Source organism: Burkholderia sp. 22PA0099 (assembly GCF_047497165.1).
Classification (GTDB): Bacteria; Pseudomonadota; Gammaproteobacteria; order Burkholderiales; family Burkholderiaceae; genus Burkholderia.
This window is the reverse complement of the sequence record NZ_CP163165.1, coordinates 821880-842721: the sequence shown is the minus strand read 5'-3', so window position 1 is coordinate 842721 and position 20842 is coordinate 821880. Positions and strand designations below refer to the sequence as shown.

The following is a 20842-nucleotide window of genomic DNA, read 5'->3' as shown; positions in this document are numbered from 1 at the left end:
GCAGCGAGCACCGGGGCGGGGGCGGTGAGGAAGGGGCGAGCAACGAACTGAACGCGGCAAGGCCCGGGATTCGCGCAGGACGGCCGCGTGAATCCCGCGTGGTTCAGCATGGTTCGGTTACGGCGAGGCATTCGATCATGCCTGGCGCCGTCGACGACGGGCGAGGCTGCGGTGGCACATCCCACGCCGCGAAGCGGCTCGCCCGACGCACGGCGAGGCTGGCTCGCGGGAAAGCAGGACGCTTGCGGGACGAGCCCGCCTCAGTGCGCGGCGACTGCCTTGGCGTCAGCGGCCGCCGGCTTCTGACAAATCACCCCATACCACCCCAACCCCTTATAAGTTTCATACCCCGGCGTGGCCGCGAACGACACCGTCGTACGGTCGCTCTCCTGGTAAAACCCCGCCGCCGCGCCGTTGGTGCGCAGCCGGAACGTCTCCTGCAGCACGCCCTGCCCGTCCGAGCTGGCGATCACCCGAAACGACGCGTCCACGATCATGCAGCGCGTGCGCGACCACTCCTCGTCGCTGAACCGCACGCCCTTCACCACCGCCAGCGCCTGCGGCGCCCAGTCGAAGAAGATCACCAGCGCACCGAGCACGCGCCCGTCGGCCTGCCCGCCCTCGCGGATCGCGGTGGCGTACGACGCGACCTGCGCGTTCTGCAATTGCGGCATCGTCTCGACGTCGAACGCCACGTAATCGGCGCCGCTCGCGGTGCCCATCGCGGCCTGGAACCAGCGCGCGCCGTTCACCTTCTGCCCGGCCACCGGGTAGGTCGAGGCGCGGCCGTTGGCCACCACGGTGCCCTCGGCGTCCACCACCCACAAATCCTTGTAGACGGTGTAGCTGTCGAGAATCACCGACAGCCGCTCGCTCGCATGCCGGCTCAACTCGTCGCTGTCGTAGGTCACGCAATCGACCAGCGCCGAATCGGTGGCCCACCAGCGCACGTCGCAGGATCGCTCGTAGAGGTTGCGGTCGACGATGTCGATCATGTTCAGCGCGAGATCGGCGCAACGCTGGCCGTCGTGCGCGTGCATGCGGTCGATCATGGTGTCGCCGAGCTCGGTCAGCCGCGTCAGCGAGCCGGCCAGCTCCTTGTTGAGAATGTCGGTGATCTCGCCGATGCGCTTGGACACATGCTTGACCTGATTGGCCACGACGGCGAAGCCCTTGCCCGCCTCGCCGGCCCGCGCGGCCTCGATCAGCGCGTTGAGGGCGAGAAAGGTGGTCTCGCGGTTGATGTCGTTGATGTCCCCGATCTTGCCGGTGGCAAGCCTGCGGACTTCATGCGTCAGGTCGACGATTGCGCGTGGATTGGCCATGTGTGTCACCCGTATGTTTTGTGTTGCCTTGCGTGTGCTGCTGTCGGTTTTAAGCAAACAACAGACCAATTTGCACAATTCGATCTCGCATGACCACGGGTGAAACGCGCGCGGCGTCGCTACAGGATTGTATTTACATAGGAAATGTTGGAATCGGCGGCGCGCCGAAAGAACAGCGGGGCCACCACCGCATCGCGCCAGGCGCGTTGCGCGCCTCAGGCCGGCGGCTCGCAGGCCCGCGAATGGTGCGCGCGGCGCACCACGCAAGTGCCGCCACGCCGCTTCCGGCACGACCGGCACACCGTGCCATCGCCCGCGCCTACACCCGCGCCAACCGCCGCCCGCCTTCGCGCAGCGTCGCGTCATCCTTGCAGAATGCAAGCCGGACGATGCCGGTATTGCGGCGGTCCTGGTAGAAGCTCGCCAGCGGAATCGCGCCGACGCCATGCGTTTTCAGCAGGTCGAACACGAACGCGTTGTCGTCGAGCGTGGAGAGGCCGTCGAAGCGCGCGAGCATGAAGAAGCTGCCGCCGCACGGCAGCAGCGACAGCCGCGTGCCGGCCATCGATTCGGTCAGCAGGTCGCGCTTGGCCTGATAGAACGCGGCCAGGTCGAGATAGCTGCGCGGCGCGGCGAGCATTTGCGCGAGCGCGGCCTGCAGCGGCGCCGGCGCGGAGAACACCACGTACTGATGCACCTTGCGGATCTCGGTGCTCAGTTCGGCCGGCGCGAGGCAATAGCCGACGCGCCAGCCGGTGGCGTGATACGTCTTGCCGAGCGACAGTGCGATCACGCTGCGCTCGGCCAGCTCGGGGTAGCGCGCGAGGCTCAGGTGCTCGCGCCCGTCGTACACCATGTGCTCGTACACCTCGTCCGACAAAATCACGATGTCGGTGCCGCGCGTGATGGCGGTCAGGCGTGCGATGTCGTCGGCGTCGAACGACATGCCGGTGGGGTTGTGCGGCGTGTTGACGATGATCATCCGGGTGCGCGGCGTGACGGCGGCGGCGACTTCGTCCCAGTCGATCCGCAACGTGTCGAGCCGGATGCCGATCGCCACGGGCGTGGCGCCCTGCAGGCGGATCGACGGCTCGTACACCTCGAACGCGGGCTCGAAGAAGATCACCTCGTCGCCGGCATGCACGAGCGCGGCGATGGCCGAATAGATCGCCTCGCTCGCCCCGGCGGTCACGGTGATCTCGCTGTCGGGGTGGTAGCGTGCGCCGTGCAACTGCTCGGTTTTCTCGGCAATCGCGGCCTTCAGTGGCCCGTAGCCGGCCATCGGTGCGTACTGGTTGAGGCCGGCCTGCATGGCCTGCCCGGCGTGAGCGATCAACGCCGGATCGGTCGGAAACGACGGCGCGCCCTGCCAGAGATTCACGGCCTCGTGTCGAGCGGCCAGCTCGGCGATGCTCGAAAACACGGAAATGCCGCTTTGCGGCAGCTTGGTCGCGATTCGGCATGAATGGCGCATTCGGTGAACTCCTGGCTCGATGACGGCGCGCGCGAAGCCGCCGCGCCCGGGGCGCCAAGCTTCGCACAAGGGCCGGCGGCAGGCAACGAACCGGCCGCGCCCGATGTCCCAGCCGATTGACGAAAATTTGGCTCTATCGCACGGGACATCGACACCGCTACGCTGGCGTCATCCCTGTGCCGTGGCGCACCGCCACGGCCTCAACGAACGCCATCGGGAGTGTTTCTCATGAGTCAGACCGTATTCGTGGCCGGCGCAAGCGGCGTGATCGGCCGCGTGCTGGTGCCGTTGCTGGTGGAGGCAGGCTACGCCGTGCATGGCGCGACGCGCCGGGCCGAGCGAGCCGGGCAGATCGCGCAGCTCGGCGCGCAGCCGGTGATTGTCGACGTGTTCGATCAGGCAAGGTTGACGCGCGAGCTGGAACGCATCGCGCCCGACGCCGTGATCCATCAATTGACCGACCTGCCCGCGGGCCTCGATCCGGCGCAGATGGCGCAGGCGATCGCCAATAACGCCCGCTTGCGCAGCGAAGGCACGCTGAGCCTGGTGCAGGCCGCGCTGGCGGCGGGCTGCCGGCGCATGGTCGCGCAGAGCATCGCCTGGGCCTATGCGCCCGGCGCGCAACCATATGACGAGGATCATCCGCTCGATCTGAATGCCGAGGGCGGCCGGCGCATTTCGGTGGGCGGTGTGGCCGCGCTCGAACAAGCGGTGCTGAACACGCCGCCGCTGCGCGGCGCGGTGCTGCGCTACGGCCGGCTGTACGGCCCCGGCACCGGCGCCGACACGCCGCCGGCCGCGCCGGCAGTGCATGTCGACGATGCGGCGCGCGCCGCCCTGCTCGCGCTGCGCACCGAGGCAGCGGGCGCGTTCAACATCGTCGACGACAACGGCGAGGTGACCAACCGGAAAGCACGGCAGGTGCTGGACTGGACGCCCGGCGCGCACGGCTGAAAAACAGGGGGAACGGCGGAGGTCGATACGCGGCGGGAAGACCGCGACGAAAAACAGGGCAATAAAACGCGGAGAAAAACCGCCCCGATCTCAAGCGCGCGGAAACTCCGCGGTCACCGTCAAGCCGCGCCCGTTCGCCCCGTCGTCGAGCCGCAGCGTGGCGCGATGCGCCCGCGCGATCTCGCGCACGATCGCCAGCCCGAGCCCGCTGCCCGGCTGCGGCGAGGCGCGGAAGAACGGCTCGAACACCTTCTCGCGCAGCGCGGCCTCGATGCCCTCGCCCTCGTCGCTGACGCGCAGCCGAATCGTCTCGCCGGCCTCGATCGCAACGGTCACGGTGCCGCCTTCGGGCGAATAGCGGATCGCGTTGTCGACCAGATTGAACACCAGCACCGACAGCAACTGCTCGTTGCCCGACACGGACACCGCGTCGGCATCGGCCAGCGTCGCGACCAGCTCGACGCGGCGGCGCTGCGCCAGCAAGGCCAGCTGCTCGATGGTGCCGGTGGCGATTTCCCGCAGGTCCACGCGCACGCCCGCGTACTGCGCGTAATCGGCCGCCTCGGCCTGCGCGAGCGTGAGCAACTGGTTGGTCAGCGCGACCAGCAGGCGATTGCTGCGATCCATCGCCTTGAGCGTGTCGTGCACCTGCTCGGGATCGTTCTGCCGGCGTGCGTACTGCAACTGCGTGCCGAGCAGGGTGAGCGGCGTGCGCAACTGGTGCGCGGCGTCGGCGATGAAGCGCCGCTGCATGGCGGTCTGCTTCTCGATGATTTCGAGGCACTGGTTGAACGCGCGCACGATCGGACGCAGCTCGCTGCGCAGCGGCTCGACGCTCAGGCGTACCGACGAGGTCTGCACACGCTCGGGCATGCGCCGCGCGAGCCGTGCCAGCGGCCGCAGTTCGAGCGTCAGCCCGAGGCACACCAGCACCACGGCGATCGTCAGGATGGCGGAGAAATAGAACATCTGCGGGCGCCACAGCGCGAGCACCAGCGCGTCGCGCTGCCGGAGCGTGCGCCCGACCGAGATCACCACGCGGCGCGTCACGCCCGCGTCGTACATCGGCCGGATCACCGACACGGCGCGCACCGGCTCGCCGTTGACCACCGCGTCGTACCAGGTCGGCGACACCTTGGGCACGCTCTGCGGAAAATCGGAGGTGCCGGCGATCATCGGGCCGCCGATCTCCTGCACGCGGAAGAACACCTGATCGGCGCGCGGCGTGCCGAGAATCTCGATCGCGCTCGGCGAAATCGACGCGCTCAGGTCCTTGCCGTCCCAGCCCACGTTGCCGGCCATCACGCGCGCGGCCGACAGCAATACTTCGTCCTGCAGAAGATTCGCGGTATGCCACGCGTTGCTGCGCGTGATCAGCCCGGCCGCGACGATGAACACCGTCATCGGCAACGCGAGCCACAGCAGCAGCCTGACGCGCAGGCTATTCATCGGACGCGCCGTCCTCGAGCAGATAGCCGAGGCCGCGCAGCGTGATGATGGTGGCGGTGCTGCCTTCGAGCTTCTTGCGCAGGCGCGACACGTAGATCTCGATCGCGTCCTCGCTGGTGGGCGCGTCGGCGGCGCTGACCGATTCGGCCAGGGTGGTCTTGGAGACGGTTTTCTTGGCGCGCAGGATCAGCGCTTCGAGCACCGCGTGTTCGCGCGGCGTGAGCACCAGCGGCAGATCGTCGATCGCGAACTGCAGGCGATCCATGTCGTAGACGAGGTTGCCGCAGCGCAGCCGGTTCGAGCGCGACGGCGCCTGGCGCCGCGCCAGCACCTTGATGCGCGCCACCAGCTCGCGCGCATCGAACGGCTTGACGATGTAGTCGTCGGCGCCGGCGCCCAGGCAGATCACCTTCTCGTCGACCGCGCCGGTGGCCGTGAGGATCAGCACCGGGGTGGCGTCGCCGCGCTCGCGCATGCGGCGCAGCACGGTCTTGCCGGAGATGCCGGGCAGGTTCAGGTCGAGCAGCACCACGTCGTAGGTCGACGCGCGCAGCGCATCCTCGGCCGTTTCGCCGCCGCCGACGCGATCGAGCGCGAAGCCGTCGTCCGTCAGCGTCTTGGCCAGCCAGTGCGCCAGCTCCTCATTGTCCTCGACGAGCAACAGCCTCACGCATCCCTCCGAACTTGCCACTACGCGAGCTTGTACTGTTCCCGTGCGGTCTTCGTCCGGTACAGCAGCAGCGTCGCAATCAAGCCGCACACGGCGGCCACACCCATCCACGCACCCGGCGCGGCCTTGTCGCCCGTCGCGTGGATCAGCCAGGTCGAAATGGCCGGCGTGAAGCCGCCGACCATCGTGGCGAGACTATAGGCCATCGAGAAGCCGGTGGTGCGAACGTTCACCGGCATCAGTTCCGTCAGCGCGACGACCATCGCGCCGTTGTACCACGCGTAGAGCAGCGAGAGCCACAGCTCGACGGCCAGCAGCTTGCCGAACGACGGCGAGCCGACCAGCCACTGCATCGCGGGATACGCGGTGAACACGGTCAGCAGCGTGAACGCGAGCATCACCGGGCGGCGGCCGAAGCGGTCCGACACGGCGCCCGAGATCGGCAGCCAGATGAAGTTCGAGATGCCGACGCAGGCCGTCACCAGCAGCGCGTCGAACGACGACATCTTCAGCACGACCTTGCCGAAGGTGGGCGTGTACGCGGTGATCAGGTAGAACGAGGTGGTGGTCATGATCACCAGGCCCATGCCGGCCACGATCAGGCCGAAGTTGGCCAGAATCGCGCGCGTGATCTCGCCGATGCCCGGATGATGCTTGCGGGCGACGAATTCATCGGACTCCTGCAGGGTGCGGCGGATGTAGAACAGGAACGGCACGATCAGGCAGCCGATCACGAACGGCACGCGCCAGCCCCAGCTGGTCATCTCCTGCGCGGGCACGAACGCGTTGAGCAGCACGCCGAGCGAGGCGGCGAACACCACCGCCACCTGCTGGCTGGCCGATTGCCACGAGCAGAAGAAGCCGCGATTGCCCTTGGTGGCGATCTCGGCCAGATAGACCGACACGCCGCCCAGTTCCGCGCCGGCCGAGAAGCCCTGCAGCAGCCGCCCGAACAGCACGATGGCCGGCGCGATCAGGCCGATCGCGTGATAGCTCGGCACGAAGGCCACGCACATGGTGCCGACCGCCATCAGCGACAGCGACAGGATCAGGCCCTTGCGGCGGCCGTGACGGTCCATGTAGGCGCCGAGCACGATCGCGCCGATCGGACGCATCAGGAAGCCCGCGCCGAACACCGAGAACGCCAGCATCAGCGAGACGAACTCGTTGCCGGCCGGAAAGAACGTCGCCCCGATCGCGGCGGCGTAATAGCCGTACACGGTGAAGTCGTACATTTCCAGGAAGTTGCCGCTGACGGCGCGAAACACCGAACGCGCCCGCGAATCGCGGCGTTCGACGACAGGAGTGGCTGACATGGTGGGAACATCCTCGCGACTGCGTCGCATCGTGCCGCGGCGGCCCGGCGGGCCACCATTGCGGCGTTGTATCTATCTGAACTCGGACGGGCCGCGCACGGCCCGTCTTCAATGAATCCGCATCACCGATTTGCCGAGCTGGCGGCGCTCCTCGAGCGAGGCATGCGCCAGTTCGACGTCGTCGAGCGTGTAGCGCCCGTTGATCTCGATGGTCAGCGCGCCTTCGGCCAGCGCCGCGAAGATCTCGTCGGCGCGGCGTTGCACGGTGTCGCCGTCGGCCAGGTGATCGGCCAGGCGCGGGCGCGTCAGGAACAGCGAACCGGCCTCGCCCAACTCGTACGGATCGAGATCGTTCAGCGAGCCGGCCACCGCGCCGTAATTCACCACCAGCCCGCGCACGCGGGTGGCGCGGAAGCTGTCGCGCAGCGTCGGGCGGCCCACGGCGTCGAACACCACGTCCACGCCACGCCCATTGGTCAGCTCGCGCACCCGGTCGGCGAAGCGGCCGTCTTCGTAGAGCATCACGTGATCGGCGCCGTGCGCCCTGGCCACGGCGGCTTTCTCGTCGGTGCTGGTGGTGGCGAACACCGTCGCGCCGCGCCGTTTGGCGAGCTGCACCAGCAACTGGCCGATGCCGCCCGAGGCCGCGTGAACCAGGCAGGTGCTGCCCGCGCCGATATCGGCCACGTCGTCGAGCAGGTAATGCGCGGTCGAGCCCTGGAAGATCGCGGCGGCGGCCACGTCGAGTGCGATCGCATCGGGCAGCTTCGCAAGCCGCGCGGCCGGCACCACCGCGTATTCGGCGTAGGCGCCCCAGGCGATGCACCAGGCCACGCGCTGGCCCGGCGCGAAGCCCGTCACGCCCGCGCCGGCCTTCACGACCTCGCCCGAGCCTTCCATGCCGAGCGTGCACGGAATCCGCACCGGGTACGTGCGCGAATCGCGATACTTGCCCTGGCGCGTGTGGACATCCATGAAGTTGATGCCGGCATAGGCGACCTTCACCAGCACCTCGCCGGCGCCCGGTTCCGGCACCGCCAGCTCCACACGCTGCAGCACTTCCGGTCCGCCGTGTCGTTCGATTCGAATCGCTCTCATGCCCGCCTTCACTCCTCAATCATCCGCGCCGCGCCGGCTGCCGCTGTTTGAGCGGTCAGTGGAACGTGTCGCGCTGCGTGCCGTCGACGAACGCATTCGTGTAGGTACGCGACAAGTCGACGTGCCGGGCCATCAGCCCGCTCCCGTTCGACACCAGAACCTTGAGCACCGTCGCCGGCGCGTCGTCGGGCATGCGCCCGTCCGGCGAAAACGACGGCTTCGCCAGCGTCAGCGCCTTCACGTAGGCCGCGCGATCGGCGCCCACCGCGCTGTCGGGCAGCGCATCGGCGATCTGCCGCGCGTCGTGGCCGGCGATGAAGCGCAGCGTGCGCGCGAGCGCCCGCACCATCCGCTCGGTTTCGTCGCGATGCGCCAGCACCCAACTGCGGCGCATGTACAGACACGCGCCGACGTAGGTGCCGCCCAGTTGCGCGCGCGTGCCTTCCACGCTGCGCAGATCGACCAGCACGCGCGCCGCGCCGCTCGACAGCAGGCGTGTGGCGGTCGGCTCCTCGACCATGCCGGCGTCGATCGTGCCGTGCGTGATCTCGTCGACGAAGCGCGTATCGGCGGCCAGCGGCACCACGGTGTATTCGCCCGGCGCGATGCCGGCGCGCGTCGTGAGGTAGCGCGTCAGCGCCCAGGTCGACGCGCCGAAGCCGGTCACGCCGAAGCGGCGGCCGCGCGCGTCGTCGATCGAGCGCATCGGCTCGCCCGTTTTGGGGCGTGTGGTGGCCAGCTCGGCCAGGCCGGCGGCGCGCACGAACGTGATCACCGACAGCACGTCCTGCCCGCGGCTCTGCAGATCGATCGTGTGATCGTAGAAACCCACTGCGCCCTGCACCGCGCCGGCGATCAGTTCGGTCGAGGTATCGATGCCGGCCGGCACCGACAGCACGCGCACGTCGAGCCCCTCGTCGCGGAAATAGCCGAGCTGCGAGGCGAGCATGGCGGGCATGTAGACGATCTTGGACATCCCGCCGACCATCAATTCGATCGGCTCGGCGCTGGCGGGCGCGGCCACGCCGACGAGCGCGGCGAGCAGCAGCAGGCGTCCAAGCGGACGACTGAGCGGGCGGACCAGGGAATGCATCGGGATCTGTCTCCTTCTCGCGGCATCCTTGCCGGACGGCTGGCAGTGTCGTGCCGGGCCGTGGCGGGCAGGTGCCGCGTCAACGTTGCCAAGTATAGAAATCCGACGCCTTCTGATTCCCTTCTGCGATTCCGGAGTTTTCTCGGTATTTACCCTCGGCGCGGGGCGAGATCGGACGGCGGTGCGGGTGGACGGTGGGATTGTGACGTAGGTGGTGGGGGGCGGTGCGGGTGCGGGTGCGGGTGCGGACGCGGCTGGTGGGCTGGTGGGCTGGTGGGCGGATGGTTGGCGCGGGGCGGATCACAGGGCGCGAGCGACCAACGGCTGTGGACAAGCCGCGATGGCTCGCACACCAGACAGGGCGAAATCGAATCGGCAAGCCGGGCCTGTGTGGATAACCGCAGCGCCGGGGCCGCGATGCGGACAGGTCCGGACGGCTTCCCTTTTAGCGCGCCTCAAGCCAGTTTCGGATACCCAAGCGCCACAGCCTCGTCGGCAAACCGCGCGATCGCGTCGTAAGCACCGACCGGCAGCGTTTCGAAGCGCCGCAGCCGCAACGCCTGCGCCCGCGCCGAGTCAGCCGCCAGCGCCCAATCGAGCGCATCGCGCAGCCACCCGGCCTGGCGCGCGTCGAGCGTATTCGACGCGATCAGCGGCAAGCCCGGCGCACTGGCCGTCGCGCCGATCACGCGCACGGTCGCAACCTGCTCGGGCTGCGCGTCGCGCAGATACGAAAACGTCACGCAATCGATCGCCGCGCAATCGGCCCGCCCGTCGGCCACAGCGGCCAGCGCGAGGCGGTGCGCGCCGAACGGCGTGGCCGACGCGAAGAAGCGGCCGTCGCGCGCGAACGGCGCCACGGCGTGCCGCAGCGCGTTCATGCCACTGTGCGAATCGTCGCCGTTGTAGGCCGCACGCAGGCCACGGCAATCGGCCAGCGTCGTCGCGCCGGCCGCATGCGCGGCGGCCGACACGATCAGCACGCTCGAATACTGCGCGCCGGTACAGCCTTCGACGTCGAACACCGGCGTGGCGATCGCCTGCGTCACGGCGTTCAGTCCGAGCATGCGAAACGGGTAGCCGCAGGTTTGCGACAGCAGCAGATCATCGCGCCGCCACAGCGGCATCAACTCGCCGAACGGTTCGTCGAGCAGCGTCACCTCGCGCGTGCCGCCCGCGCGCGCGAACGCGTCGAGCGCATCGGCCAGCAACCCGCGCCAGAGCGCGCCAAGGCGAGGCGTGACGTTGTACATCGGCAATCCGGCGACGCGACGATCCATGCGATGCAGCTCCCCATAGGGTCAATGACGACAACGCGGGCCAAGAGCGCCCGCCGCACCGACTATAAGGAGGCCTGATCAGCGAAGCAAGCCACGCACCGCCTGATAAGCAAATGCGAATCCATTGATTGGCGCGCGGCCTCTGCTTCGTTAGAGTTTTTGCTTGAACAGGCATCGCCGCCCCCCGCACCATGGCCGAATATTTCGACGTAGACCACGCCAACGCGATCCGCGCGCTCGGAACGCGTCTGAACGCGCGCACCGAGTGGCCGACCTGGCTGCTGATCGCGACGATCTACGGCGGCTGGCTCGCGGTGCTGGAGGGGGTGCGCATCGGCACGCTGCCGTTCGCGGCGGCCGTGCCGCTGCTGGTGCCGATCGTCACCTGGCAGATGTCGCTGCAGCACGAACTGATGCACGGCCACCCCACCCGCATCGACTGGCTGAACCGGCTGCTCGCCAGCCCGCCGCTGGCGATCTGGTATCCGTATCCGCTCTATCGCGATACGCATCTGGCCCATCACCGCGACGAGGATCTGACCGTGCCCGGCGTGGACCCGGAAGGCAACTACATCCCGCGCGGCCAGTGGGCGGCGCTGCCGCGCTGGCTCAAGGCGCTGTGGGTGCTGCGCAAGACGTTCCTCGGCCGGCTCGTGATCGGGCCGCCGATGAGCGTGGCGGCGATGGCACTCGACGCGTTCCGCAAGATCCGCCGCGGCGACCGCGCCACGCTGCGCATGTGGCTTGCGCACGGCGTGGCGGTGGCGGCGCTGCTGGCCGCCGTGCAGTGGGCCACCGGCATCGCGTGGTGGGCGTATCTGCTGGCCGTGAGCTGGCCGGCGCTGTCGCTGGCGATGGTGCGCTCGCTGTACGAGCACCGCGCGGCCGTGCATCCGAAGGCGCGCATCGTGATCAACGAGGCCGGCTTCGCGATGCGCCTGCTGTTCCTCAACAACAACTACCACCTCGTCCATCACGACCTGCCGGGCCTGCCGTGGTTCGACCTGCCGCGCGCCTACCGGATGCGCCAGGCGGCCTACGCCGAGAAGTGCGGCGGCTTCGTGATTCGCGGCGGATACCTCGAACTGCTGCGCCGCTACGCCTGGCGGCCGACCGACGCGCCCGAGCATCCGTTCCGGCACGCGAGCGCCGCGCTGTCGAACAGCGGCGCGCGCATCGCCGTGATCGACGGCTGCCTGCAGGTCAGCAGCTAGGCTAGACGCGCTCGCGCTGCCCGGAAGCCGAGGCCGAAACAGCCAGCCCCGGCTCGCCCGCATGAACCGGCTCACGCGCGCCCAGCCACCCCACCGCCGCCGCCACCGCGATCGCCAGCCCCCCCGCCACGGCCAGCGCCGCCGCGAACCCGCTCGCGAAACCGCCCGGCGCGGCGGCCGCCACCGCGTCGCGCAACCCGGCCGGCAAACCGGCGATCGCATGGGCCGGATCGCCGGCCAGCAGGTCGGACATGAAACCGGCGTCGAGATGCGGCAGCGCGGCCGGATGCGCGGCGAGCGCGCCAGCCAGCGCCGTATGGGTGCGCGCGGCCAGCACCGCGCCGAGCACGCCGATCGACGTGACGATCGCCGCGAAGCGCGTGGTGGTGCTGATGCCCGAGGCCATGCCGGTGCGTTCGGCCGGCACGCAGGCCATGATCGCCTTCTGCGTGTCGCCGTTCAGCACGCCCGCGCCGAGGCCGGTGACGATCATGCCGAGCGCCACCCAGCCATAGCCGGCCGCCGGGGCCACCGCCGCCGTCAGCAGATTGCCCGCGCCGACCAGCACCAGCCCCGCCGCCAGCATCGGCGAGCCGGCACGACGCCGCGCGAGCCACGCGCCGAGGTACGGCCCGGCCACCATCGCCACCGCGAACGGCAGCATGCCGACGCCGGCCCGCACCGCCGGCCAGCCGAACGCGTTCTGCAGGTAGAGCGGCAGGAACGTCATCATCACCTGCGCGCAGGCCGCATAGCCGGCCATGCCGAGCACGGCGGCCACGAAGCGCGGCTGCGCGAACAGCGCGAGATCGATCATCGCGTGATCGCGGCGGCGCTCGACCCGCACGAACACCACCAGCAGCAGCACGCAAATCGCGGCGCGCAGCAGCGTGGCCGTGCTGGCCCAGCCGTCGTCCTGGGTGCCGATCAGCGCCCAGATCCCGCTCGCCAGGCCGCCGCCGAACAGCGCGCTGCCGAGCGCGTCCACGCGCTTGGCCTGCGCATGGCGCGATTCGCCCACCGCGCGCCACGCGCACATCAACAGCACCGCGCACACCGGCAGGTTCAGCAGGAAGATCCAGCGCCAGCCGATCCACTGCGAGATCACGCCGCCCACCAGGGGCGCGACAGTGGCCGCGATGCCCATCGTCATGCCCCAGATCGCCCAGGCCCGCGCGCGCTCCTTCGGCTGCGGGAACGCGTTGGCGATCACGGCCAGCGCCGCCGTGAGCAGCATCGCCGCGCCGACGCCCTTGGCGGCCCGCGCCAGGTTCAGGAACAGCACCGTAGGCGCCAGCCCGCACGCCAGCGAAGCCGCCGCGAACGCCAGCAGGCCGAGCAGCATCATGCGCTTGCGGCCGTAGCGGTCGGCCAGCGCGCCCATCGGCAGCAGGCACGACGCGAACGACACCATGTAGGCGCTGACCACCCATTCGGCGTCGGCGAAGCCGGCATGGAACGCGCGCGCGATCGACGGCAGCGACACCGCGACGATATTGGTGTCGAGCGTGATCAGCGCGCAGGTGGCCGAGGCGGTGGCCAGCAGGAAGCCGGGCGACACGCGACGCGGCGGCGGCTCCGATACACGCGCGCCGGCCGCCGCCGCGCCTCCGGGCTGAGTCGAACTGTCCGCTGCCTGCTGCCTGCCCATCGCATCGCTCCTTGATTCGGGTTACTGACGGTCGAAATGCTAGCGACGCCCGTATTTCCAGTCGATGCCATAAAATCGCAACTTCATTCACGAATTTGTTAACAGCCGCCGTGAAGCTCGAACTCCGTCATATCCGCAGCGTGCTGGCCGTCGCCGAGCATCTGCACTTCGCGCGCGCGGCCGAGTCGCTCGGCATCGCGCCGCCCTCGCTGACCAAGCTGGTTCAGGAAGCCGAAAGCATGTTGCAGTTCCGGCTGTTCCACCGCACGCGCCGCTCGGTGGCGCTGACGGCGGCCGGCAGCGCCTATCTGCCCGAAGCGGCCCGTGCGCTGGCCGCACTGGCGCGCGCCCACGAGCTGGGTCAGCGCGCCGAGCGCGGCGAAATCGGCCGGATTCGGATCGGTTACGTCGGCTCGGCGGCGTTCACGGGCGTCATGCAGCAGGCCGTGATCGGCTTTCGCACGCTCCATCCGCTGCTCGACGTTCAGGTGACCGAACAGCCGCTCGACACGATCCCCGCCATGCTCGACGACGGCCGGCTCGACCTCGCCTACGTGCGCCCGCCGGTGGCCTGCCCCGACGGCCTGCAGGCGGTGCGCGTGCACGCCGACGAGTTCGTGGTGGCGCTGCCCGAGCATTCGCCGCTGGCCGCGTTCGAGCGGATCGCGCCGCGCCAGTTGCGCGACGCGCGCTTCACCGTGCCCGAGCAGGAAGGCGGCACGCTGGAAGTCGCACGGCGCGGGCGCTTCGCGCCGCAGATCGAATCGCGGCCGGGGCGGCTGGTGGAGGTGATCGCGCGCGTCTCGCTCGGCGACACGGTCGGCATCGTGCCGCGCGCCGTGTTCGACTGCGTGCGCCTGCCGGGCGTGGTCTGCCGCCCGCTGGTCGGCAAGCCGGTGGCCTCCGAGATCGCGCTGCTGTTCCGCCGCCACGAGCGCTCGCAGGCGGTGCGCGCGTTCCTGCGCCACGCGCGCGGCGAGGCCTGAACGCGCCGGCGTCGGACGCACGCCACGCCTGCGTTCTCCACTTGTTCGGCGGGCCGCCGCGCGCTTATCATCGTGCGAAACCCGCCGCGCCGCTCAGGCGCGCCGCCACACCCATATTCGACCATCGATGCTCGCGCTCCTGTTGCTGATACCGCTCCTTGCCGGCCTGATTGCCGGCGCCCGGGACGGCGTGTTGTCGGGTCTGGCCGCCGGGGCGGCCGCGACCGTCCTCGAATTGCTGCTGTTGTTCATCGCCGGCGTGGTCGCGAAACGGCGCGAGACGAAACGGCAGGCCGCTGCCGCGCTGCGCGAGGCCGAAAACGGCCCGTTGCCGGAGGCCTCGGCGGCGTCCGCCGACAACGCGACCAACCCCGCCCCGCACGCCCACGCCGCCGAAGCGAACGCCGCCTACCCGACCGACGCCCCGCCACCCAACCAGCTCACCGCGTTCCGCGCACGCCGCTTCGGCGATCGCACGCGCCCGATCGACCTGCTGCCCGCCCCGCTCGGCGCCCGCTCGGCCTGGCCGCAACTCGACGACGGCCAATGGCTGCCCGGCTATCTCGGCGCCTACGCCTGCTATCAGCGCATCTTCATCGACACCGACGCGCGCGCCACTTCGGCCGCCGTCGTGTTCCGCCAGTTGTACGACGGCCTGCGCGGCGTGTGCGAGCAGCACATCGAGGTCGAATCGAACGTCGCCGAAGCCTCGCCCGAGATCGCGCCGCTCGACGACCTGCCCGAACACTTCAACGCGCGGCATCGCGCCGACGACACGCTGTTCGTCGCGTTTCGCAGCCGCGACGCCGAATGGGCCGGCTTCCGGCTCGGCCGCGACAGCTTCCGCTTTCCGCTCGACCGGCTGGCCGGCTTCGCGCTGAACGTCGGCATCCCGGCGCGCGGGCCGGGCGGCTATGAAATCGAGGCGATCTTCGACCGCCCGCATCGCGACACCGAGGCCGATTCGGAATGGCAGCGCCACGGCAGCGCGTTCCAGCCGTCGCTGCCCTATGCGGATCGCCATTCGTTCGCACTGCTTCAGGCGCTGACCCACATCGCGCAATTGTTCGACGTGCGGATCGTCTGCTCGACCTTCTCGGACTGCTGAGGATCGGCGGGCGCGGGCACGGCGTGTCTGCCTATCGGCACGCCGCCACCGAAGCGCCGCACTGATCCGACGAAACGCCTCGCGGCACGCTAAATCCGCCCCCAATTGCCCGCTCGGGCTACCCGCCAGACGCGCGTTCGCACGTCAAGTTCTTCGTAACGATCGGCCGGTTGCATCGGCGTCACAGTCGCCGATTTTCTGTGCCACGACGCGCATCATTCAGGACTACACTGCATCCAGTGCGGCGCTCGGGGGTCGGACGATTTGCGCCGCGGGGAGATGCCATGAATCGGCCCGTGATCCGGATCTCGCTGCGCGACTCCGCACCCGTACCGGTGTGGAAACGCGTCAAATGGTTGCTCATCGCGGCCGTGCTGATCGCACTGGTCGTGGTGATACGGCTTTTCCAGATCGAATTCGCGACCTCGCGCTGGCAGGCCCGCTACCTTTCCTCGGTGGCGAGCGACGTCGGCTACACGGTCGGCGACGGCCCGAGCGACAGCATCCGCTATCCGCTGAACGGCCCCTACGACACCCGCCTCGGCTACGCGCTGCTGCCGTCCATCGAGCAACGGCTCGCGGCGCGCGGCTACGCCATCGAGGCGCAGGCGCGCGGCTCCGAGCGCCTGCTCGCGCTGGCCGACCAGGGCCTGTTCCCGCCGTACGACGAAAAAGACCAGGCCGGCCTCACGCTGCGCGACGCCACCGGCGCGCCGATCTTCGACGCCACCTTCCCGCACCGCGTCTACCGCGATTTCGATGCGATCCCGCCGCTGATCGTGCGCTCGCTGCTGTTCATCGAGGATCGCTACCTGCTCGACCCCGACGCACCGAACCGCAACCCCGCGATCGACTGGCGGCGCTTCGGCCGCGCGCTGTCCGATCAGGCGCTGCGCTTCGTCAATCCGCATCAGGCAGCGCCGGGCGGCAGCACGCTCGCCACGCAGATCGAAAAATTCCGCCACTCGCCTGACGGCCGCACCGCCAAGCCCACCGAAAAGCTCCGGCAGATCGCCTCGGCCTCGGTGCGCGCCTACCTCGACGGCCCGCAAACCTTGCCCGCTCGCCGCCAGATCGTGGTGCGCTATCTGAACTCGGTGCCGCTCGCGGCGCGCGCCCACATGGGCGAGGTGACCGGCATCGGCGACGGCCTCGCCGCCTGGTACGGCCGCGATTTCACCGACGTGAACCGGATCCTCTCCGCGCCGAGCACGGCCGCGAACCTGCCCGAGCAGGCCGAAGCCTATCGCGAGGTGCTGTCGCTGCTGATCGCGCAGCGCGCGCCGTCGTTCTTCCTGAACCGCGGCTACGCCGACCTGCAAAAACTGACCGACAGCTACCTGCGCCTGCTCGCCACCGAAGGCGCGATCACGCCGGCGCTGCGCGACGCCGCGCTGGCCGCGCAGATCGACAAGCATCCGCCGCCCGCGCTGCCGGCCGAAACGTCCTACGTCACGCGCAAGGCGATCACCTCCACGCGCTCGCGGCTGATCGGCGCGCTCGGGCTGTCGAGCGTCTATCAGCTCGACCGGCTCGACCTCGACGCCACCGTCACGCTCGACAACGCGGTGCAGCAGGCGGTGGCCGACAAGCTCGCCGCCATCACCACCCGCGACGGCGCGCGCGAGGCCGGCCTGATCGGCTTCCAGATGCTGCGGCCCGGCGACGATCCGTCGAAGATCGCCTACAGCTTCACGCTCTACGAACGCCAGGGCGGCGCGAACCTGCTGCGCGTGCAGACCGACAGCGTCGATCAGCCGTTCGACGTCAATCGCGGCGCGCGCCTGAACCTCGGCTCCACGGCCAAGCTGCGCACGGTGGTGACCTACCTGCAGATCGTGTCGCAACTGCATCGCGATTACGCCGACCAGCCCACCGAGGCGCTCAAGCGCGTGCAGCCCGACCCGCAGGACGCGCTGTCGCGCTGGGCGCTCGACTATCTGATCGCCGCGCGCGACCGCTCGCTGCCGGCCATGCTCGACGCCGCGCTGGAGCGCAAGTATTCGGCCTCGGCCGGCGAGACGTTCTACACCGGCGGCGGCGCGCAAACCTTCACCAATTTCGACAAGAGCGAAAACGGCCAGATCCTGACGCTGCGCCTCGCGTTCCGCAACTCGGTGAACCTGGTGTTCGTGCGCCTGATGCGCGACATCGTCCGCTACGAAATGGTCAGGACGACTGGCGTTTCCGCGCAATGGCTCAACGATCCCGAACTGCGCGCGCACTACCTCGGGCAATTCGTCGACCAGGAAAGCCGCGTGTACGTGAAGCGCTTCTATACGAAATACGCCGGCAAGCCGCCCGACGACGCGCTCGCGCTGATGCTGAAGACGGTACGCAAGTCGCCGCCCAAGGTGGCCACCGTGCTGCGCAGCGTGGCGCCCGACGCGCCGCGCCCGTGGTTCGACGCCACCATGCGCACGACGCTGAAGGGCACGCCGGCCGCCGGGCTGTCCGACGACGACCTGGCCACGCTCTACGCGAAATACGGCGCCGACCGCTTCAGCCTCAACGATCGCGGCTATATCGCGAGCGTGCATCCGCTGGCGCTCTGGACGCTGGCCTACCTGCGCGCGCATCCCGACGCGCCGCTCGACACGGTGCAGACGGCCAGCCACGACGTGCGCATCGCGTCCTACGCCTGGCTCTACAAGACGAAATACCACGCCACCCAGGATCGCCGGATTCGCCGCATGGTCGAGCTGCGCGCCTACGATGCGATCGGCAAGTCGTGGCAGGCGCTCGGTTATCCGTTCGCCGCGCTCACGCCGTCGTACGCGGCGGCGATCGGCGCGTCGGGCGACCAACCCGATTCGTTGGCACGCCTGATCGGCCTGATCGGCAACCACGGCGCGCAGATGCCGACCGAGAGCATCGTGCGGCTCGACTTCGCCAAGGACACGCCGTACGAAACGCGCTTCGTGCATACGGGCACGCCGCCGCATCAACTGGTATCGCCCGAAATCGCCGCCGCCGTGCAGCCGATGCTGCGCGACGTGGTGGCGAACGGCACGGCCAAGCGGCTCGCGCAGGGCCTGAGCTTCCCCGACGGCAAGACGCTCGACGTCTACGGCAAGACCGGCACCGGCGACCAGCGCTTCAACGTGTACGCGCCCGGCGCGCGGCTGATCGAATCGCGCAAGGTGAACCGCAGCGCGACGTTCGTGTTCGGCATCGGCGACCGGTTCTTCGGGGTCCTGACAGCCAATGCGCACGAGCCGTATGCGGCGCGCTACGAATACACCAGCGCGCTGGCGGTGCAGTTGCTGAAGTCGCTGGCGCCGGCGCTGCAACCGCTGGTCGATACGCCGGCCGGAACGCGCGAGGCGGGAGCGAAGCCGACGCAGGCCGGCAAGCCGCAGGCTTCGCCGGCCGCGGCGGCCGAAACCGCCACGGTGGCCACGGCGAAGCACGGCTGAATCGAACGAATCCGGAACCCGAAACGCGCGCGGGGCGGCGGCCCGTCAAGGACCGCCGCCCCGCGCTGTGCTTCGGCTTGCCGGATCAGCCGCGATGCGGCTTGCTCAGCACGATCGTCTCGAACAGCACGTACTCGCTGCTCGGCGTATCGCCGCCGGTGGCGTGGTAGTAGTTGACGGTGATCGACGTGTGCTTGCCCGCCTCGCCCGGGTCGTAGTCGAACACCGCGATCCCGTAGGCATTGCCGGCATCGCGCCGCGCCGACCAGATCGCATCCTCGCGCGCATCGGGGCCGGGCCGCGCGAACACGCCGGTCGTCGTGCCCGGCACCGGGCGGTTGGGCTTGGTGAACACCATCGCCTGCGGCAAGCCGGTGGCCGTGTCGTCGCCATAGGTATCGGTGGGCGCGCTGGTGCCGCCGCCGCCGAGGATCAGGTGGATCGTGCCGTGGCGCGTGTCGAACGTGCGGTCTTCCGGGTCGGACGTCACCACCGGTTGCGGCTGCAACGTATCGACCACCGATCCGGTGGACGCATCCACGCCCGCATGATGGCGGCAGCCGCGCACCGGGAAGCTGCGCTCGTAATCGTGATCGTGGCCGCACAGCACCAGATCCACGCCGTAGCGGTCGAACAGCGGCAGCCACGCCTCGCGAATGCCCTTGTCCGAGCCGTTGCCCGACTTCGACGAACTGAGCGCGTCCTGGTGCATCTGCACCACGATCCAATCCACGGCTTCGTCATGCGAAGCATGGCGCAACACCGCTTCGAGCCAGCGCGTCTGCTCGCCACGGCTGTAGCCGCGCACGTAGAACGAGGTGCCCGGCTGGATCGGCTGGTTGCCGGTGCTCGGCGCCGGCACCAGCGGCGCGGGGCCGGCCACGAACGCGGCGGCGTCCTGGTACACCACGTCGTCGGCGTCGAGCGAGACGAACAGCACCGCCCCAACCCGGAAGCTGTACCAGCGGCCCGGAAAACGCGTGCCGTTCTCGGGCAGCACGTAGCGCGCGAGATACGAATCGTAGCCCTGCGGGCCGTTGTTGAACTCGATCTCGTGATTGCCGGGGCACGGCATCCACGGGCGGTTCGCGGCCGAGGTCTGGTTGTTGTTGCCGAAGTCGCGCCACACGTCCGGCTGATGCGCCGGGTTCAGGTTCGCGTAGCAGAGATCGCCGTTGAGCAGGTGGAACAGTGGCTGGAAGCGCTCCACCGCCTGCACCGCGAAGCGGCTTTGCGGCGACGACAGCACCCAGCCCGTGTTCGGCGTGGCGAGATCGCCGTAGCTGGTCCAGCGAAACGGCGTGCGGCCGCGCGGCGCGGTCTGGAAGCTGGCCGAGAACGGGTGGGCGGCGTTCGCGTCGTTGTCGGCCGTCACCTCGTAGCGGAACGTCGCGCCGGGGCGCAGCCCGTGCAGGCGTGCGTGATAGGTGAACACCACGGCGCCGTTCAGGCCGTCGGTGTAGGTGCGCTGCACCGCGTGCACCGAGAACGGCCGGCCGTAGTCGCTCGACACGCGCACGCGCGGGTTCGCGGCCGGCGTAAGCGACGCCCACGACACGGTCACTTCGGACGACGGATCGTCGCCCCAGGTCAGGTGGATCTGTTCGGGCGTGCCGTCCGGCGTGGACGCCGCCGACGCGCGCGTGGCGGCCAGGCCGCTCGCGGTCGCCAGGCCGGACACGCCGGCCAGCTTCAGGAAGCCGCGGCGCGAGACCGGCGCATGCTGGCCGGCCTCGGGCGTTTCGGGATGATTCGGTTTCGACATCGGTTCGCTCCGATCTTATGGTTCGCGACGGGGGGCACGC

General features: G+C 69.5%; 15 protein-coding genes. 5 read left to right on the top strand and 10 right to left on the bottom strand.

Annotated elements, in window-relative coordinates:
• Positions 1 to 260: 260 nt before the first annotated feature.
• Both AB4851_RS19015 and AB4851_RS19010 read right to left on the bottom strand, forming a co-directional pair.
• The gene (locus AB4851_RS19015; protein ID WP_414451048.1) at positions 261 to 1325 is read right to left on the bottom strand and encodes a methyl-accepting chemotaxis protein; all 1065 of its coding nucleotides are present in this window, start codon (positions 1323 to 1325) and stop codon (positions 261 to 263) included.
• Between the two features lie 319 nt (positions 1326 to 1644).
• Complete coding sequence (locus AB4851_RS19010; RefSeq protein ID WP_414451047.1) at positions 1645 to 2799, bottom strand: methionine aminotransferase; 1155 nt, start codon at positions 2797 to 2799, stop codon at positions 1645 to 1647.
• 228 nt (positions 2800 to 3027) lie between these two features.
• On the opposite strand from AB4851_RS19010, the gene AB4851_RS19005 reads away from it, so the two are divergent.
• Positions 3028 to 3753 (top strand): NAD-dependent epimerase/dehydratase family protein, encoded by a 726-nt coding sequence (locus AB4851_RS19005; RefSeq protein ID WP_414451046.1) that lies wholly within the window; start codon positions 3028 to 3030, stop codon positions 3751 to 3753.
• Positions 3754 to 3843: 90 nt separating this feature from the next.
• On the opposite strand, the gene AB4851_RS19000 is transcribed toward AB4851_RS19005, so the two are convergent.
• From AB4851_RS19000 to AB4851_RS18975, 6 genes are all read right to left on the bottom strand, one after another.
• Positions 3844 to 5202 (bottom strand): sensor histidine kinase, encoded by a 1359-nt coding sequence (locus AB4851_RS19000; RefSeq protein WP_414451045.1) that lies wholly within the window; start codon positions 5200 to 5202, stop codon positions 3844 to 3846.
• A complete protein-coding gene (locus AB4851_RS18995) occupies positions 5195 to 5872 on the bottom strand; it encodes a response regulator (protein WP_414443010.1) in 678 nt (225 codons plus the stop codon). The genes AB4851_RS19000 and AB4851_RS18995 overlap by 8 nt, the downstream gene beginning before the upstream one ends.
• A 20-nt stretch (positions 5873 to 5892) precedes the next feature.
• Entirely contained in the window at positions 5893 to 7188 is a 1296-nt protein-coding gene (locus AB4851_RS18990) for an MFS transporter (protein WP_414451044.1), read from the bottom strand.
• 108 nt (positions 7189 to 7296) lie between these two features.
• Entirely contained in the window at positions 7297 to 8286 is a 990-nt protein-coding gene (locus AB4851_RS18985; protein WP_414451043.1) for a quinone oxidoreductase family protein, read from the bottom strand.
• A gap of 55 nt (positions 8287 to 8341) precedes the next feature.
• Positions 8342 to 9379 carry an ABC transporter substrate-binding protein gene (locus AB4851_RS18980; protein ID WP_414451042.1) on the bottom strand — a complete coding sequence of 346 codons (1038 nt, stop codon included), beginning with the start codon at positions 9377 to 9379 and terminating at the stop codon, positions 8342 to 8344.
• 455 nt (positions 9380 to 9834) lie between these two features.
• Positions 9835 to 10659, bottom strand: a complete 825-nt coding sequence (locus AB4851_RS18975; protein WP_414451041.1) for a phosphate/phosphite/phosphonate ABC transporter substrate-binding protein — start codon at positions 10657 to 10659, stop codon at positions 9835 to 9837.
• A gap of 191 nt (positions 10660 to 10850) precedes the next feature.
• Between AB4851_RS18975 and AB4851_RS18970 the strand changes: the two genes are divergently transcribed.
• Positions 10851 to 11873: a fatty acid desaturase gene (locus AB4851_RS18970; RefSeq protein WP_414451040.1), complete on the top strand. Its 1023-nt coding sequence runs from the start codon at positions 10851 to 10853 to the stop codon at positions 11871 to 11873.
• Between the two features lies 1 nt (position 11874).
• Here the strand turns inward: AB4851_RS18970 and AB4851_RS18965 are convergent, their stop codons facing one another.
• Positions 11875 to 13524, bottom strand: coding sequence for an MFS transporter (locus tag AB4851_RS18965; protein ID WP_414451039.1), 1650 nt, complete (start codon positions 13522 to 13524; stop codon positions 11875 to 11877).
• 110 nt (positions 13525 to 13634) lie between these two features.
• Here AB4851_RS18965 and AB4851_RS18960 point away from each other — a divergent pair, with 110 nt between their 5' ends.
• From AB4851_RS18960 to AB4851_RS18950, 3 genes are all read left to right on the top strand, one after another.
• Positions 13635 to 14510, top strand: coding sequence for a LysR family transcriptional regulator (locus AB4851_RS18960; RefSeq protein WP_414451038.1), 876 nt, complete (start codon positions 13635 to 13637; stop codon positions 14508 to 14510).
• 127 nt (positions 14511 to 14637) lie between these two features.
• Positions 14638 to 15618: a hypothetical protein gene (locus tag AB4851_RS18955; RefSeq protein ID WP_414451037.1), complete on the top strand. Its 981-nt coding sequence runs from the start codon at positions 14638 to 14640 to the stop codon at positions 15616 to 15618.
• 284 nt (positions 15619 to 15902) lie between these two features.
• On the top strand, positions 15903 to 19037 hold the full coding sequence (locus tag AB4851_RS18950; RefSeq protein WP_414451036.1) for a transglycosylase domain-containing protein: 3135 nt from the start codon (positions 15903 to 15905) through the stop codon (positions 19035 to 19037).
• Positions 19038 to 19122: 85 nt separating this feature from the next.
• On the opposite strand, the gene AB4851_RS18945 is transcribed toward AB4851_RS18950, so the two are convergent.
• Positions 19123 to 20802, bottom strand: coding sequence for a purple acid phosphatase family protein (locus AB4851_RS18945; RefSeq protein WP_414451035.1), 1680 nt, complete (start codon positions 20800 to 20802; stop codon positions 19123 to 19125).
• Positions 20803 to 20842 lie beyond the last annotated feature (40 nt).

Coding starts and splice junctions, on each gene's coding strand:
- AB4851_RS18965 (WP_414451039.1), bottom strand. CDS start 13,524: ATGGGCAGGCAGCAGGCAGCGGACAGTTCGACTCAGCCCGGAGGCGCG.
- AB4851_RS18945 (WP_414451035.1), bottom strand. CDS start 20,802: ATGTCGAAACCGAATCATCCCGAAACGCCCGAGGCCGGCCAGCATGCG.
- AB4851_RS18975 (WP_414451041.1), bottom strand. CDS start 10,659: ATGGATCGTCGCGTCGCCGGATTGCCGATGTACAACGTCACGCCTCGC.
- AB4851_RS18950 (WP_414451036.1), top strand. CDS start 15,903: ATGAATCGGCCCGTGATCCGGATCTCGCTGCGCGACTCCGCACCCGTA.
- AB4851_RS19010 (WP_414451047.1), bottom strand. CDS start 2,799: ATGCGCCATTCATGCCGAATCGCGACCAAGCTGCCGCAAAGCGGCATT.
- AB4851_RS18990 (WP_414451044.1), bottom strand. CDS start 7,188: ATGTCAGCCACTCCTGTCGTCGAACGCCGCGATTCGCGGGCGCGTTCG.
- AB4851_RS19005 (WP_414451046.1), top strand. CDS start 3,028: ATGAGTCAGACCGTATTCGTGGCCGGCGCAAGCGGCGTGATCGGCCGC.
- AB4851_RS19015 (WP_414451048.1), bottom strand. CDS start 1,325: ATGGCCAATCCACGCGCAATCGTCGACCTGACGCATGAAGTCCGCAGG.
- AB4851_RS18980 (WP_414451042.1), bottom strand. CDS start 9,379: ATGCATTCCCTGGTCCGCCCGCTCAGTCGTCCGCTTGGACGCCTGCTG.
- AB4851_RS18970 (WP_414451040.1), top strand. CDS start 10,851: ATGGCCGAATATTTCGACGTAGACCACGCCAACGCGATCCGCGCGCTC.
- AB4851_RS18955 (WP_414451037.1), top strand. CDS start 14,638: ATGCTCGCGCTCCTGTTGCTGATACCGCTCCTTGCCGGCCTGATTGCC.
- AB4851_RS18985 (WP_414451043.1), bottom strand. CDS start 8,286: ATGAGAGCGATTCGAATCGAACGACACGGCGGACCGGAAGTGCTGCAG.
- AB4851_RS19000 (WP_414451045.1), bottom strand. CDS start 5,202: ATGAATAGCCTGCGCGTCAGGCTGCTGCTGTGGCTCGCGTTGCCGATG.